Raw genomic sequence first — 16,151 nt, forward strand, 5'->3', positions numbered from 1 at the left:
GGCTCAGCTGCCCCACACCGCGGGCAGCGGCACGCGGGTGTTCATGCCGTCGGGCATGCGGGCGGCGAGTTCGGCGAACTCGCGATCCATCATGCTTTCCAGGGTGTTGCGGGTTTCCTGCGACAGCCCGGGGGTCTGCCGCAGCGCCTGCCGTTGCGCGTCGAGCACGTCGCTCAGCGGGGCGGTGAAGTCGCTGCTGCCGAAGGCGCGGATGGCGCGGCGACGGTTGGAGATCCAACGCATCCAGTTGTGGTCGAAGGCCTGGTGGGTGGCGCGTGGCAGCAGCACGGTGAGCGCGCGGGCGCGGCTGTAGTTGAGCAGGGTGCGCAGCAGCGAGGTGGCGCCGATGTGCGCCGACTCGCGGGTGCGTCCGGTCTGGCCGGTGGCGCCGCGGCGCTCGCTGGCGTCCTCGTGGGCGCCGACGACCGCGCGCACCGGGCTGCCGGCGGCCGGATCGCCGGCGGGGTCGACCCAGCCGGCGGCGGTGGCATCGGCGTGGGCGTCGGCGATGCGGGTGGCGGTCGAGCCGGTACGTGGCGCGGTGGTCGGCGCATCCAGGCCCAGCTCGGCGGTGATCTGCGCGCCCCAGGCCTCGGCGTCGGCGGCTTCGTTCGGATTGCGCGTGACCGCGCGCGTCGCCGAGGTGACCGGCGCGACTTCTTCGGTGGCGCTGGGTGTCGTGGGTGGCGCGACGGTGGTGGCGGCGGGAGCGGCGAGTTCGTCGGCGCCGGCGGTGGGCGTGGCGGCGTCAGTCGCCGCAGAGGTGTCCGGCGCGGGGGCGGGCGTGGCGGCGGTGGGGGTTTCGAGCTCCGGACGCGGCGCACCGATCGCGGCGGCCGGGGTCTCGATGTCGGGCGCGGCCGTCGTGCGTGGGGTGGTGGTTTCGATCATTGGATCTGGCGTGGGGGCGCTGCGCGTGGTGGGCGAGGCGGACACGCTGCCGATGCGCGGCGAGGCGTCTGTTTCCAGCGCGGCGATGGAGCTGCCACCGAAGCCCGAGCGCAGCGGCGGCAGGGCGTCGGCGGTGCCGATCAACACCGCGGCCGAGTAGGTGGCCACGGTGCGGCCGGTGCTGCGCAGGCTGTCGCGGGTGGCGGCACCGGCGCTGCGGCCGCTCTCCACCAGTGCGGCGTCGGCATCGGCACCGTGGGTGGCGCGGCTCATCGCGATGTTCTGCGCGACGGCGACGCCGGCCTGCGCCATCGCATCTTCCGGCGACATGCCGGAGGCGCGCGCGCCGAGGTAGGCGGTGCCGCCGGCGGTGAACGGCGCCACCAGGTTGCGCGCGATCGGATTGTTGGAGCCGCCGACCAATGCGCCGGGGGCGCTGAGCACGGCCGAGCGCAGCGCCGCCTGCACCGCCTGCTCCAGCGTGCCGCCCTGGATCAGCACGTCGATCAGGGTGGAGGTGCCGTTGACGATGGCTTCGGCGGCGATGCGGCGCAGCGCCTGCGCGCCGAGGTTGCTGCCGACGCCGAGCGCGGGGCCGAGCAGGCGGCCGGCGGCGCCGCCGGCCCCGGCCATGAAGCCCTCGCGGAAGCCGGTGGAACCTTCGCTGCGGAACGCGGCGGCAGCCTCGTCGAGTGAGCCGCCGGCTAGGCCGGTGCCGAGCGCGGCCGAACCGCCGCGCACCACGCCCACCCCGGTGCCGACCAGCGTGCCGGTGCCGACCACGGTCAGACCGGTGCCCATGATGCCGGTGACGCCCAAGCCGCCGGCGCCCACGAAGCCGGCCACCACCGGGGCGGCCAGCACCGCGGCGATGGAGCCGGCGATGGCGAACGACGCGTTGCGGGTGATTTCCAGGTAATGCACCGCGCGCTCGGCGCCTTCGATGTAGCCCTCGTAGTAGGCGCGCGCGAGTTGGCGGATCGCCTCGGCGTTGTTCTCGATGGTGGGCAGCAGCGTGGCCGCCTCGACCATGTTGCCGCTGGCGACGTAGGCGCGCAGCGTGCCGACCTGGCCCTGCACCACGAAGCAGCGCGTGGCCAGTTCCGCGCCGGGGTCTTCGACATCGCCCAGCCAGCCGCTGATGCCGGCGATGATCGGGTGTTCGTCGTTGAGCGCGACCTGCGCGTGGTATCGCTCCCAGTAGTACTCGGAGTTGCCGATCACCCGGGTGCCGGCGCGGCTGAGCTGGTCGTGCAGCGTGCCGCGGAGCGACTGCGCCTGCTCGGCGGAAATCGCCACGCGCTCGCCCTGGTGGTACAGGTAGAACAGGTTCGGGTTGCCGGGTTCGCCGGCGATGCCCTGGATGGTGCGGGCCAGGTTGGCCAAGGCATCGACGGCGGCGGGATCCGGCGGCGCCAGCGCGGCCTGCACGCGGCGCGCATGCCGCTCGGCGACCACGCGGCCGCGATCGACGTTGAGCTGCGGGGCGAGGTTGTTGCGCTCGGTGGTGAGCACGCTGCGCTCGTGCGCGGAGATCTCCGGGCGGGTCAGCCACTGCATGATGAGGTCGTACTCGGCGCGCATGTCGGCCGGGTTCTCGTACATCACGCTGGTCATCTCGGTGAGGATGCGCGGGTAGCGGTCGGGCAGCGGTTCGCTGCTGGCCGCCGCGGCGGGGGCCGGCGCGCGTGCGGCACGGGCGCCGCCGCGGGTGCGGCGTGCCGCCGGCGTGCGCGGGCCGGCGGCCGCGGTGTCGCGGCGGTTGACCTCGGCGCGCAGCAGGCGCAGGGCTTCTTCGACGCGTTGCAGGTCATCGGTGGTGGCGGTCTGGCGGTTGATCCACTGGTTGAGTTCGTCGATTTCGGCGACCAGTTGGGTGTAGCTGAGCGAGTTCACCGCGACCGAGCCGGCGAGCCATTGGTCAACCGAGCGCGCGACGGCGGGGGCGGCGCCGCGGATCCCGACCGGGCCGGCGCCAGCGGCATTGGCCGCATCGGCCGGCGTGGTCTGCTGCACGACGTGGGCCAGTTCGTGTGCGAGCAGGCGATCGCCCGAGTCGGTGCCGGGCGCGTAGCGGTCCGCGGCAAACACGATGTCGGCGCCGTGGGTGTAGGCGTCGGCGCGGATTTCGCGCGCGCGTGCGGCGGCGTCCGGATCGGTATGCACGCGCACGTGTTCCAGGCTGGCGCCGAAGCGTGGCTCGTAGCGCGCGCGCGTGGCCGGATGCAGCGGCTGGCCGGCGCCGAGGTCGGGATGGCGAGGGGTGGGGTGGGCGATAGCGGGGGGCGGGGCGCGCGCGGCGCCATCGGGCTGGGCGCGAACGCGGCTGGCGGCGCGGTCGGCGTCGTGTTCGAGGGCGGCATCGCTGCGCACGGGGGCGCTGCCGCGTGGCGCCGGTGCGGTGGTGTTCGTGGCGGCGGCACGCTTGGCGGCGCAGCGCGGGCAGCCGCCACCGCAGGCGCACGGCGCGTGCGCAGGCGCGAGGGTGGGGGCGGTAGAGGCGCCGGTTTCGCGTGCGCCTGCGGCGGTGGCCGCACTGCTGTCGCCCGCGGACATGCCCGGTGCGAGCGAAGCGCCGGCACGCGCGCTTGCGCCACCGCCGCGGCCGCCGCGCGCGGGTGCGGATGCGATGCGACGCGTGCCGTGCCTGCGCATCGCTCTGGCTCAGGGCCTGGCGGTGGAAGGCGGGCGGCTCATTTGCGCCTGCCCTTGGGTGGGGTCGCGGGCGCCTTGCGCGATCGGGCGACCGCGGGTCCCTTGGGGGCCGATGCGCGCGGTTCGAGCGCGGGCTTCGCGGCGGTGGCCTTGGTTACCGTCTTCGTCGCGGGCCGCGTGGTGGCGGTGGGTTTGGCCTCGGCGAGTCTGGTGTCGGCCGTGGTGCCTGCCGGATCGGCGGCCTTGGTCGCTGCGGAACTGGCGGCCTCGCGCGCGGCGGCGGAGGCTGCGGTCTGCGTCGTGGCCGTCGCGGCATCTTTCGCCTTCGTGTCGTTGGCGGTGGTGCCGGTCGCGGTGCGGCCCTTCGGCGGTGGCGGCGGGTCGCCGTCGTCGGCCGCCTCGCCGCTGATCAGGTATTCGCGGTAGACGGTGCCGGCATCGAGTGCGATGGCGTCGGGATCGGCGTACAGCAGGGTGCCGTTGGCGTCGTGGATCGACAGCTTGCCGGCGGAGCCACCGGGGGTGGGGGCCGCCGCGGCCGCCGCGTTGACCTGCGCGTTCTTCGCATCGACCTTGGCGCCGGCGGTGCCGCGCGCGAGCAATGCGGCCAGGCTGCCGACATCGGCCTTGGACTTGCGGTCGCCGAGCTCGATGCGGAAGTAGCCGTCCTCGCCGGTACTGGCGCTGCGCGGCTTGTCGTTGTCCAGCTGCAGTTGCACGCGCAGCTTGTACAGCGGCCGCAGCTGCGAGTCCGAGACGAAGCCGTGCAGCAGCCGCGCGTCGGTGTCCTGCAGCGAGAGCATGCGCTCGACCCGGGCCAGGCCCAGCTCGCTGGTGCCGCGCAGGGTTTCGGCCTGTTCCATGGAGTGCAGCAGGCGCTGCACGCGCGGGCTGTCCTTGCCATTGTCGTCGGAGGCCTGTACGCGCTGCAGTTCGCGGCGCTGCGAATCGGCGAAGGCGCGCGGCAGCAGCTTGAGCAGCGCGAACGCTTCCAGCGCGGCGGCCAGCGCCGGCGCGCGCGCGCTTTCCAGTTCGCGCGCGATCACCGCGTCGCGCGGGTCGCGGCCGTTGCCTGCCATGCGGGCGGCATCGCCGAAGAAGTTGTCGGAACTGACCATGTCGGTTGCCTTTCCAGGAGTGGGATCAGACGTTGCGGTGTCCGCAGATGTCCTCGCAGAACGCCTCGATCAGCGCGAGGTTGTCGCGGAACACGAGCAGGTTGGGCTGCATCGCGTTGGCGCGCATGCAGTGGGTGGACTGGTTGCCGGTGGTGGTGTTCATCAGCCCCATCGACACGCCCGAATACGCCGCGCGCATCCAGGTCTCGCTGAAGCGGTTGTCGGCCATGCGCACGCTGCCGCCGATCGCCAGGTTGGCGAAGAAGTACACCTGCTGGGTCGAGCTGATCTCGATCTGGTTGTCGACCATGGCCACGTCGTCCAGGCTCGCCACCAGCACCGAGGTGATGCCGAGCAGGCCCTCGTCGTCGATCACGTCCAGGGTGATCTGGTTCTCGCTGAGCAGCAGCTTGCCGGTGGCCCAGCGCCGCACCAGCGGCGGCCACAGCGTCGGCGGCTTCCGGGTGGTGTCGTACACGCCGAAGGTGCGCGCGTACTCGCAGAAGATCTTGCGGTCGTCGAACTTGTCGCCGCCCACGAGCATCAGGACCAGCACGCTGAGCAGGCCCAGCGTCCATTCGTTGCTGATGCCCAGGTCGCCGATCAGCACGGTGGCGGCGATGCGGTCCAGCCCGGTGCCGGTGTTGCCCTGGGTCACCAGCCGGTTGCGCGCCACCGTGGCCGGGCCGACCGCGAAGCAGGTGAGCGCGCGGCCGAGCGGGGCGACGATGACGTTGTCGCGTACCATCAGCGCGGTGGCGCCGTTGCGCAGCACCAGCCGGGTGTCGGCCTTGAGGTCGCTGGCGAGCATGGCCGCCGCCGGCGCCTCGATCTGCGGCAGCACCAGCCACACGTGCACGCCGCCGCGGATGCCGGGTTGCGGCTCGCGCAGCGCGCCGTCGCGCGGTCCGTTGTCGACGATGCGGTTGGCGTCGACCTGCAGGCCCTGCACGATCAGCGCGAACACGCCGCACACCGGCAGCTGGAAGCGGTTGCCGTTCTGCACGATCTCGTTGCCGGTGATGCGCAGGTCGGTGACCTTGGCCAGCGCGATGCCACCGTAGGCGATCAGCAGCGCGAAGGCGTCCTTGGGGCGCGCCGGATCGCGGTACAGGCAGCGGGCGATCACGTTGTCGGCGATGCGCAGGCCGTGCACGCCGACCAGGTCGCCGCCCTTGGCCAGGTCGAAGTAACGCACCGTGCCGATGCCGTTGATCCCCATGTCGGTGATGCGGTTGGCGACGATCTCGATGTCGTACAGGTCGCCGGTGGACACGTAGCGCGGGCGGCCGTTGTCGTCCACGTCGTCGTCGCTCAGATCCGGCGGCTGGCACGGATGGCAGCGGTCCGGCGGCTGCGGCTTGTCGGGGATGTCGTCGTCGGGCCGGCCGTCGACGGCGGTCAGGCTGCCGAGGGTGATGCCGTTCCACACCCCGCCGCGGATCAGGTTGTGGGCGATGCGCACGCGGTCCGAGCCGCCGGCCAGCTGGATGCCGCCGCGGGTGGCCTCGCCACGCCACACCGGATCGGGCGCGGTGTGCACGCCGGCCGGCGCGCTCGCATCGCCGAGCTTCGGTGGCCGCTGCGCCGCACCGGGGACGAGGCCTTGCTTGAGGTCGCGCGGATCGATCACCTCGATGATGTTGTGCTCGATCAGGATGTCATCGCCGCGCGAATAGATCGCCTGCCACACGGTGTCTTCGTCGCGCATCTGGATCAGGCAGCGGCGCACCTGCACGTGGCGCGCGTTGTCGATCTGCACGGCGCTGCGCGGGCCCGATTCTATCGCCATGTCCTCCAGCGCGACGCTGTCGCAGTCGCGGATCCAGAGCGCGGGCAGCGCGCCCCTGCGCTCGTCCCGGATGGCGCGCACGCGGGTGGACGGGCCGCAGCCGTGGATGCGCACGTTGACCCGCCCGCGGATGCGCACGCTCTCGTCATAGGTGCCCTTGCGCACGCAGATGGTGCCGCCCTCGACGGGCAGCGCGTCGACCGCGGCCTGGATGGACGTGAACTGGCCGAAGCTGTGGCGGCCGTCGCCGACGGTGTAGGTGCAGCAGCCGCGCATCTTCGCCAGCGGCAGGAACGGCTGGCGACAGTCGTGGATGTCGTCCTTGCCCAACGCGAGCGAAGTCGGCGGGCTGCCGCTCCAGGTCAGCACGCCGAGCGCAGCGCGGTGATGCACGACGCCCTGCGGCGGCGCGGCGTTGGGCCACACGCCGGGATCGAATGCCACGCCGGCCGCGCGCGCCGGGAAGGTCCAGTAGTCGCCGGGCACGTACAGGCCGCTGGCCGGCATGTCGAAGGCGATGCGGATGCCGTCGTTGAGCTCGTTGTCCAGCGGCAGCCCGAGCGGGAAGTCGCCAACGTTCCCGATGCCGTTCCACAGCCGGAAGAAGGCCGTTTCCATCGGCGCCGGCCAGCTGCCCTCCACCGCGGTGAGCGCGAGCGTGCCGCCCGCGCCGAGGGCGGCCTGCGCGCTCATGCGCACGCGCCAGTGGCCGTCGGCCGGGTCGAACGCGAGCGCTTCGAAGTAGAAATCGTCCAGCCCGCTCTGTTCGAGCATCGACAGGTTGGCGGTGATCGCGACAGTGCCGCTGCTTGCATCGATCGGGGTGTACTCGCCGCGGCCGACCAGCCCGCCATTGAACTGCGACCACTTGAAGCGTGCGACGCCGGCCTCGGGCTCGGCGATCTCGATGCGGTAGAGATAGTGCTCGAAGCCGCTGTAGCCGCCGCTGTCGGGCACCGGGCAGGGGCCGGCGATCACCGTGGTCGGCGAAGGCGTGACGGTGAGCCTGCCGCGGCTGCCGAAGTCGTCGTCCAGGTCGAGGTCGCCGCAGTCTTCGCCCGGCTGCAGGCGCTTGAGCTTCAATGCCAGGCAGGTCTGCACGCGCGCGGTGGTGTCCGGGCCGCCGAGTGCCGGCTCCAGCAGAGCCAGCGGATCCTGGAACGCGCTGAGCGCCTCGTCCCAGACTTCCAGCACCACGGCGTCGCGTACGCCGGCGGCAATGCTGGAGACATCGAACGGCGGATCCTGCAGCGGCGCCTGCAGGTATTCGGCGTTCAGCGCGCTGCTCGCGGCGTAGTGCAGCAGCACGCCGTCGACCCAGGCGCGCCCGGGCGCGAGCGTCAACTCCACGCCGCCGGCGGTGGCGCTGGCGCCGAGGATCTGCAGGCTGTCGGGCGCGGCCACCGGCACCGCGACCACGCCGTCGCCGACGATGTCGCGGCCGGCCTGCTCGCGCCACAGCGCCTGGATCTGCTGGGCGGCGTTCCAGTCCTGATCGAGCAGCACGCGGCCCTGCTGATGCAGCACGCCGCTGTAGTTGTCGGCGGAGGACAGGCCCCACTTGGAAAAGTCACCTTTCATCTCGTCCTCCTACGTGACCGTCACCAGCACCGGGCGCACGCCGACCGGCATGTATTCGCGGTAACGGATCTGGATGTTCTTCATGCGATGGCTGTTGAGCAGGAACCCGTAGGCGCCCATCTCGTCGTTGTCCGGCCCTTGTTCGCGGATGCGCAGGTCGCTGTCGGCGGCCAGCTGCGCATACGCCGGATCGCCGAAGGTCTCGGCGACGAAGCGCAGCGGTGCGGTGTTGCCCTCCACGCAGGCATGGTGGGGCGGCAGCCAGTTGCCATCGCCGCAGAAGCAGCAGTGCTTCAGGCAGCCGGACTGGTTGTCGCGCACCCGCAACGCGTGCACGAACAGGCCGCCGCGGCCCGAGGCGCTGAATACCCGTGCGCGGCCGAAGCAGGTGACGCCGGCGACCGTCAGCGGTGGGCCCCAGGTCAGTTCGGGGTTGCCGCTCGCTGCGCCGATGGCCAGCGCCGGTACGGCGGCGCCAACGCCGCTGCCGGCATCGACGATGCAGTCGCCCAGGTCGAGCCGGTAGCCGCCATCGATCGCCAGCGGGCCGGCGATCGTGCGCTGCAGGACGATCTGCGGGGTCTGGTCGAAGGCGGTGAGTTCGTTGGCGGCGCTGAAGCCGTACGTATCGTCCAGGCGCAGCGCCTGGCGGATCGGCGCGCGGCTGCCATCGAGCGCGATGCAGCCGCCCGGGTCGAGCGTGCAGTCGCGCACATGCAGTTGGTTGACCGCGGCACGCGCGACCAGCGCGGCGGTGGCCGGAAACGCGCTGGCGCGGGTCAGGTACAGGCCTTCCAGCCGCACGGTGAGCGCGTCCATCAGCGCGGCGGCATTCGGGCCGAGCACGGCGTGCGGGCGGAACGCGAGCGGACGCGCCAGCCGGATCACCGGGCGTTCGCCGTCGGTGGCGCGGATCCACAGCGGGGCCGCGAGCCGCAGCGTGTCCAGGCCGGCTTCGTTGCCGCTGCCGGCGACCGCAGCCAGGTCCAGCGCGTGCACCTGGCTGTCGGCGATTTCGACGATCAACGGTGCGCCGAGCGTGTGCAGGTTGGCGAGCGCGTCCTGCAGGGTGAAGCCGGGCGTCGCCAGCGTGTCGACGCGGCGCAGCAGCTGGGTCTGCTCCAGCCACTGCGGCGGGCTGGCCGCACGCGCGATCGGGTGCGCGCCGACCGGTCCGGGCGCGGCATAGGTCGCCGATGCGAACAGCGCGGCGGCGATGGCATCGGCCTCGCTGGCCTGGGTGGCGCCCATCGCGCCGAACACGACGCGGCCGCGGCGCGGATCAATCGCGATCTCGTGCGCGCGCAGCGGCGGCTGCAGCCCGGTTTCCCACGCGCACAGGTTGGCGCCGCGGAACCGCCAGCCGATTCCCGCGAACGGCGACGCGGGCAGCAGCAGGCTCAGCCCGAGGCGATCGACGATCGGCGGCACGCCGGCCTGCGGATAGTTCAGCACCTCGACGTATTCCTCCGCGCGGCCGGCCGGGGTGTCGTCGCTGAGCCGCGCCGGCGGCATCGGACCGGGCACGGCGTCGGCCGAGGTCAGCTGCGGCGGCTCGGCGTCGGCCTGGTAGCGATGGGTGTTGAACAGCTGCAGCGGCTCGGCCTGCGGATGCAGTTCCACGCGCACCGCAAAGCGCGCATCGCTGGCGACCAGCGGCGCCAGCACGACGACCTGGGTGCGACCCGGACGCGTGCGCGTCACCGTGTAGACGTGCAGCCGCCACAGGAAGATTGCCAGGTTGGGCAGGGTGTACAGGCCGCGCCAGCCGGCCGCCGGCTTGACGTCGACCACGTGCGCGAACGGATCGAACGGGGTATCGAGCAGGCGCAGCAACGCGGGGCCGCGCAGGTTGACCGTGCCGCCGCGCCGCGCATCGCCCAGGAAGCGGCTGCGGGTCAGGGGCGGCACGCCGCCTTCGTCCGGGCGCTGGTGGTTGAGGTGCTGGTTCCAGACCAGTCGATCGCGCATCTCCACCACGTGCATCGCCCAACCCGACAGCGCCCAGGTCAGCGACTCGATCGCGCCGAGCGTGCCCTTGCGGCGCCGGTGGTGCACGGTGCGCGCGACATCGGCGCGCAGCGTCCACGGATCGCCGGACAGGTGCGACACGCCCAGGCCATCGGCGATGTATGGAATCACCCAGTCGTCGCAGGTCTCGATGAACAGGTCGTCGCCGAGCGCCTCGATGTTGTCGCGCAGCGCGGCGTGCGCTTCATCGAACAGGCCCACGTATGCGGCGAGCTGGCCGGGCGGCTGCTGTTCCTCGTCACGAATCCGATAGATCTCCGGCAGGCGCTGGTACATCGGTCGACGCGGACTGTTCATGACGCGCACTCCGCCTGTCCGATGTCCAGGGTCAGGCTCAGCCGCAGGTGGCGTGCGTGCAGCGCGAGCAATGCGCGCGGCGGGCAGGCGATGGCGGCGGCGGGAATCACGTCGACGGCCGGCAGCGGCAGCAGCAACGGATCGGCCTGCGGCGGCGAACCGGTCGGCAATGCCATCGCAGCCAGCAGCCGCACCCACAGCACCCCGTCGACCCCCTGCAGCGCCGCGATCACTTCCGAACCGTGCACGGCAGCGTGGAAGTCGCGGCGGTCCAGCCCGAACAGGCCATCGCGCGCGTCCACGCCGTCCGCCTCCAGGCCGGCCACGCCGAGCGCGCGTTGCAGGTCGCGGGCGAGCGCACCGGTCTCGCGCGAGCCGTCATGCGCCACCTGCGCGTGCAGGTAGACGTAGCGGCGCTCGCCGCGCAGCACGCGCAGCGGATGGCGGCCGGCGCCACGGCAGCGCTGGTAGCCGGCCAGCGCCTCGCGCACCGCGGCCAGGTCGGCGTCGTTGCCGCTGGCGGTCAGCACGGTGAGCACCACCGCGGGCACGCCGTCGGGCGCATCCCAGCGCGCACCGGCCTTGACCACGTTGGGCAGCATCAGCGCCTCGGCCTCGTGGTCGGCCAGGCTGACCAGCCGGCCCAGGCTCTGCAGCCGCACCGGCGCGGCGCGGCGTGCGTTGTCGGCGCTCTCGGCCGGCGCGCCGGTGTCGACCGGGCCGGGCAGGAACACCTTGTCCAGGCCGGTCAGCTTGCCGGTGGCCTGCGGCTGGGTATCGGGCTTGAGCGCGCCGTGCGCGGCAATTCCGGTGCGGTAGCGCGCCTGGATGTTGTCGCGGCCGCTAGGCGCGCGCGCGCCGGTGATGCCATCGCCGAACTGCACGACGCTGTGGCCCTCGGCGTCCTCGCGCACGATGTAGACGCGGTCGCCGGGCGCGGCGTCGAACAGCGTGTCGACCTGCCGCCAGCGCGCGCCATCGACGAAGATCTCCAGCGCCGGAACCTGCGCCGGTTGATGGGTGGGCTCGAAGCGATAGGTGAGCGGCGACTTCGGCAGCGGCACGCTGTGGAAGGCGACGCGCGCATCGCCGGAGCCGATCGCGGCCAGTTCGACGGTCTTGCCCTGGCTGGCCGCCACGACATTGCCGAACACCCGCGTGCTCGGCGTGGCGACATCGAAATCGCCGTGGCTGACCGGCGCGCTCAGGCGGACCCGATGCCAGGCCTCGCGGGTGGGATCGGGGCCGGCCGGCGGCGAGATCGTCGTCTGCACCACGCGCTCGTCCACGCGCCCGTCGGCGTGCGCGAACAGCAGCCGGCGTCCGCGCAGCGCGCGCGCGGCCACCGCGGTGCCGAAGTAGCCCAGCAGGTCGCCCTGCGCGGCGGCGGTGGGCAGCGGCGGGGCGTGCACGTCGAACGCCGGTGCGCTCACCTGCAGCAGGCCCAGCGTGCGTACGTCCAGATAGGGATAGGTGCTGGCGCCGATGCTGGCGAGCAGGTCCTGCGCCAATCCCAGCACGCTGCTGGCGCCGCTGTTGCTGCCCCAGCGCAGCGAGCGCGACTCGGCCTCGTTCACCCGCCGCAGCAGGGTGATCCGCTGGCCCGCGCCGCCGGCGCTCGCGGCGAAGCGTCCCTGCACCAACACGCTGTCGCCGGGCTGGATGCGGTCGAAACTGCGGTCCAGTGCGAATTCGTTGGCCGCCAGCGCAGGCGCCACGTCCGCGCTGGTGGTGGCATTGCCGAGCCGCGCGAACGAGATCGCGCGCTGGCTCGGCACGCCCTGTGCCGACACCGTGGCGATCGTCTCCGGCGCATTGTGGCCAAAGTGGCGCAGGCTGTCGCCGAGCGGGAACGCGCGCAGTTTCGCGATCGGCGTGGCGCGCCGCAGCGGTGTCTTCAGCTGGATATGGGTCCGGTCGAATTCCACCCAGCTGGCCTCGACCTCCACGATCTGCGCATCGGCGATGCGTGCATTGGCCGCGCCCTCGGGCAGCGGCTGGCCGACCAGCAGGCGGTCCCTCGGCTTGATCGGCAGGCCCGGGTCGTCCACGCACAGCACGCTGGCGCCGGCGCTCAGCGCCGGCACCGCCTGCGGGCGATACAGCGAGAACTCGCTCAGCGCCGGCAGCGCGTCGAGCGCGGCATCGGTCTCGAAGTCGACCGGCTTGTCGCTGCCCTGGATCTGCGCCTTCAACCCGAACGCCAGCGGCACGCTCACCGCCACGCTGCCCTTGAGCTTGAGCGCGAACGTCGCCTCGCCGCCCACGCCTGGCGCCAGCCGATAGCCGCCGAGCCGCACCAGGTCGGCCACGCTCTCGCGCAGTTGCGCGGTGCGCAGCCAGGCCTCGTTCGCATACAGCGACTGGTAGAAGGTGAGGATGTCGATGACGACCGCGTCGGCCTCCAGCAGCGCGATGCCGGGGTCGTCGACCTCGCGGTGCGTCCACGCCGATAGCGCCGGCGCGGCGTTGAGCCGTTCGAACAGATGCGCGCGCACTTCCGGATAGCGGCCGATGCGGTAGTCGATGCGCGGCAGCCCCGGGCGGTTGTCGAGCGTGCGCGGAAACAGCGGCGGACGCGGGCAATCGTGTTTGCAGCTCATCGCCGGCCCCCGAGGATCTCGAAGTTGAGCCGCCCGGTGTCCAGGTGGCTGGGATCGTTGAGGACCTGGATGATCTCCATCGGCCGCACGGCGAGTTTCTCGACGATCGGCAACGGCACATCCCCGGGCGCGACGGTGATCGTGGCCAGGCTCGGCCCGCTCGATCCGTGCAGGCGGCGTACGCTGACCAGCAGCACGCGGCCCACGCCGGTCACCGCCATCGCCCGCCCGACCAGCTGCGACAGATGCAGCGGCTGGCCGAAGGTCCATGCGTCCGGATGGAAGAAGCCGCGGCGGCCGTCGGCGGTATGCCCGGCGGAGAATTCCAGCTCCAGGGCGCGGCGCAGGTGCTCGGGCCAATAGTCCGGATGCGCGCACAGGCGCAGGAAGATATCCAGCGGCACGTAGCGCGCCGGGCGCACTTCGATGTCCTCGCCGATCAGCCGCACCGCCTCCAGCGAATCGGCGATGCGCCGCCGCAGCGTCTCGTCGAGCACGTTGCGGTCGCGCGGATCGATCGCCACCCGGACGGTGCGCCACGAGCCGGTCCACGCGTAGCTGGCATGCGCACGCGCGACCTCGGCCAGTTGCTCGGCGCGCTGCGCGTAGTCGGCCAGGGTCACCGCGCGCAACTGGCGGCGGCGATAGGCCTCGGGCACCTTGCGCAGGATCTCGGCCACCGGTTCGGGCGCGCGTCCGTTGCCCACGTCGAACGGATTCCAGACCCGGCTGCCCGGCGGCAATGCGGCCGGCGCGAAGCCGGTAATCGCATCGCAGCCGACGTTGCCATCCAGCCCATCGCCGACCTGGTACAGGCAACGCACGGTGGCATCGGGTGCGAGCGCACGGCCGTTGAGGCCCCAGCCGAAGCGCAGCCGGCTGGTGCGCGATTCGTCTGTCTCGACGATGAAGTGCTCCTGCTCGGGACGCGATTCGATCAGGTCGCTCTGCTCGGCCCACGGATCGGCGAAGCCGGACACCCGCACCAGCAGCGTGCTGCGCGGCGGGGTGATGCCATCGGGCCTGGCGCCGGGCGCAGTGACGTCCAGATAGGCGAGCGGCGCATGCGGCAGCGTGGCCAGCACGCCGCGCCGGGTGAATGCGTAATACGCCTCGTCGGTGTAGCGGAACGCGTCGGGATTGGCTGCCGCCAGGTCGCTGCCCGGGGGCCGCAGCAGCGTGCGGTGCGGGCGGCCGTGGCTGATCGCGACCAGATTGCCGTGGAACAGGCTGACCCGATCATCCGGCAGCGCGAGAGCGCATTGGGTGCTGAAGCAGTAGCGCCGCGCCAGCGCATCGGCTTCCACCCAGTTCACCCGCACGCACCATTGCCCGCCGGCGCCAGCCATCGGATCGAACACCGACTGCGCGTCGCCACGCAGCAGCAGGCGTTGGCGTGCGCGCGGGTCGCGGCCGTTGACGGTGCCGGTGGATGGATTGAGATGCTGCTGCAGCAGCAGCGCCCGGCCGGGCGCGTTGAGCAGGTCGCGCAGCGCGTTCGCGTCGGCCTGCAGGTCGGCGTTGAGCGGCGGTGGCAGCGCCAGATCGGCACTCGTCGCGCCGGCCTCCAGCGCGGTGACGCTGCCGCCCCAGCTGTACAGCGCCAGCGTGTTGAGCACGCGCCGGCAATCGACCGCGGCGGTGGTGATGAAGATGCACGCGCCCGGCCGGCGCCAATCGTCGCCCGTCCACACCCCGGTCTCGACCGGCAACAGCGTGTCGCTGCCCACTTCCAGCGCCAGCCAGGTGCTGGCCTGGTTGCCGTGGTGCAGGTGGTAGTCCATCAGCCGCGCGTGCCGCGCCAGCGAGACGCGCTTGCGTGCGCTGCCCAGCCAGGCCTCGTTGATGGTGCGGTCCTGGTAGTCGGACAGCTCGTCGGCGTCGGCGGCGATGAGGTCGATGAGCACCTGGTCCAGGTCGGCCTCGCTGCTCGGCGTCCAACCCGGCACGCGGTCCTGCATCGCGCAGATCAGCGTGTGCTTGAACGAGTCGAAGTCCTTGGCCAGGTAGCCGATATCCGGCAGCGGCGGCGCGGCGGGCAGTTGCTGCTCGCCGGCGCAGTTGAGGTTGAAGCAGGCCGGGCGGAACTTGAAAGCGATCTCCGACAGCATCGGATCGATCAGCGCGAAGTCCACCGCCAGCGTATAGGTCGAGTAGTCGCCGATCAGCGGCACCTTCAGCCGCAGCTGGTTCGGTTGTGGCCCGGCCAGCACCTGGGCGACCTGGACCTGGCCATGGGCCGGCCCGGCGACGATCCGGCTGCCGCCGCGAATCGGGAAGATTGCGCGCGGCGCGGTGCCGCCGCCGATCGCGCCCAGGATCGCGGCCAGCTGCAGGGTGTTGTGGAATTCCAGGTCGAGCCAGGCCTCGGTCGGCGCCGGGTCGGGCAGCAGCCGCACGAACAGCAGGTGCACGCCGTTGAGGCCGCGCGCGGCAAGGTTGCGCGCACGCTCGGCCAGCACTTCCTCGTTGACGATGCGGGTGCTGGACTGGGCCATCACGCACCTCCGCCGCGTTCGAAGCGCACCCGGCGTTCTTCGCCGGTGTCGATCACCCGGTAGCTCAGTTCGATGTCCAGCCGCGCGTCCTCGGAGGCGATGTTGAGCGCGGTCACGCTGATCCGGTGGCCCAGCCAATCGCTCAGCGCCTGGCTCAGGCTGGCCTTGGCCAACCCGGCGGCGACCTCGTCGTTGCGCTGGAACAGCCTGCTCGGGTCGTTGCCCTCGAACACCAGGCGCCGCACGTTGCCGCCGAAGCCGGGCAGGAACGGGCGCTCGCCGGTGTTGGTCAGCAGCAGCTGCAGCAGCTCGCCGCGGATGTGCGCATCCAGCGACTCGGGCATCGCGGTGCGGCCATCGCGGCCGATCCGGAACGGGAAGGCGAGGTGGCGTCCGTTGCCGTTCACAGGTTGAGCTCCAGCTGGGTGACCAGGTTGATCTCGTCGGCGCCGATGCCGGTGTCTTCGCGCAGGGTGATGCGGGTGATCACCTCGTCCTCGTGCGCCTTGAGGTAGGTGAACAGGCCGCGTGCGAAGGCGACGAACAGCAGGCGCCGGTCTTCGCTGCCCTGTTCGGGCAACGCGAAGCCCTTCACCGCCAGCCATTCGTCCTTCATCGCCAGCTCCATCGCCTCGGCCAGGCTGTTGCCGAAATCGGAGACGCGGCCTGCCTTCAGGACCATGTC

8 protein-coding genes are annotated in these 16,151 nt (G+C 72.2%); all 8 read right to left on the bottom strand.

Annotated features, from left to right (window positions below):
• Nucleotides 1-3: 3 nt before the first annotated feature.
• Nucleotides 4-3,264, bottom strand: coding sequence for a DUF4157 domain-containing protein (locus tag AB8810_RS11740; protein ID WP_372530463.1), 3,261 nt, complete (start codon nt 3,262-3,264; stop codon nt 4-6).
• 320 nt (nt 3,265-3,584) lie between these two features.
• Nucleotides 3,585-4,664, bottom strand: coding sequence for a hypothetical protein (locus tag AB8810_RS11745; protein WP_372530464.1), 1,080 nt, complete (start codon nt 4,662-4,664; stop codon nt 3,585-3,587).
• 25 nt (nt 4,665-4,689) lie between these two features.
• Nucleotides 4,690-8,037, bottom strand: coding sequence for a DUF6519 domain-containing protein (locus AB8810_RS11750; protein ID WP_372530465.1), 3,348 nt, complete (start codon nt 8,035-8,037; stop codon nt 4,690-4,692).
• A gap of 9 nt (nt 8,038-8,046) precedes the next feature.
• Nucleotides 8,047-10,365, bottom strand: coding sequence for a hypothetical protein (locus tag AB8810_RS11755; protein ID WP_372530466.1), 2,319 nt, complete (start codon nt 10,363-10,365; stop codon nt 8,047-8,049).
• Nucleotides 10,362-12,968 carry a hypothetical protein gene (locus tag AB8810_RS11760; protein ID WP_372530467.1) on the bottom strand — a complete coding sequence of 869 codons (2,607 nt, stop codon included), beginning with the start codon at nt 12,966-12,968 and terminating at the stop codon, nt 10,362-10,364. Before AB8810_RS11760 ends, AB8810_RS11755 begins: the two co-directional genes overlap by 4 nt.
• Entirely contained in the window at nt 12,965-15,466 is a 2,502-nt protein-coding gene (locus AB8810_RS11765; protein WP_372530468.1) for a hypothetical protein, read from the bottom strand. The genes AB8810_RS11760 and AB8810_RS11765 overlap by 4 nt, the downstream gene beginning before the upstream one ends.
• Nucleotides 15,466-15,873, bottom strand: a complete 408-nt coding sequence (locus AB8810_RS11770; RefSeq protein WP_372530469.1) for a GPW/gp25 family protein — start codon at nt 15,871-15,873, stop codon at nt 15,466-15,468. The genes AB8810_RS11765 and AB8810_RS11770 overlap by 1 nt, the downstream gene beginning before the upstream one ends.
• Nucleotides 15,870-16,148, bottom strand: coding sequence for a hypothetical protein (locus AB8810_RS11775; protein ID WP_372530470.1), 279 nt, complete (start codon nt 16,146-16,148; stop codon nt 15,870-15,872). Before AB8810_RS11775 ends, AB8810_RS11770 begins: the two co-directional genes overlap by 4 nt.
• Nucleotides 16,149-16,151: the final 3 nt, after the last annotated feature.

This window comes from Xanthomonas sp. NCPPB 3005, from assembly GCF_041228095.2.
Lineage (GTDB): Bacteria > Pseudomonadota > Gammaproteobacteria > Xanthomonadales > Xanthomonadaceae > Xanthomonas_A > Xanthomonas_A bonasiae.

Coding starts and splice junctions, on each gene's coding strand:
- AB8810_RS11745 (WP_372530464.1), bottom strand. CDS start 4,664: ATGGTCAGTTCCGACAACTTCTTCGGCGATGCCGCCCGCATGGCAGGC.
- AB8810_RS11775 (WP_372530470.1), bottom strand. CDS start 16,148: ATGGTCCTGAAGGCAGGCCGCGTCTCCGATTTCGGCAACAGCCTGGCC.
- AB8810_RS11760 (WP_372530467.1), bottom strand. CDS start 12,968: ATGAGCTGCAAACACGATTGCCCGCGTCCGCCGCTGTTTCCGCGCACG.
- AB8810_RS11755 (WP_372530466.1), bottom strand. CDS start 10,365: ATGAACAGTCCGCGTCGACCGATGTACCAGCGCCTGCCGGAGATCTAT.
- AB8810_RS11765 (WP_372530468.1), bottom strand. CDS start 15,466: ATGGCCCAGTCCAGCACCCGCATCGTCAACGAGGAAGTGCTGGCCGAG.
- AB8810_RS11750 (WP_372530465.1), bottom strand. CDS start 8,037: ATGAAAGGTGACTTTTCCAAGTGGGGCCTGTCCTCCGCCGACAACTAC.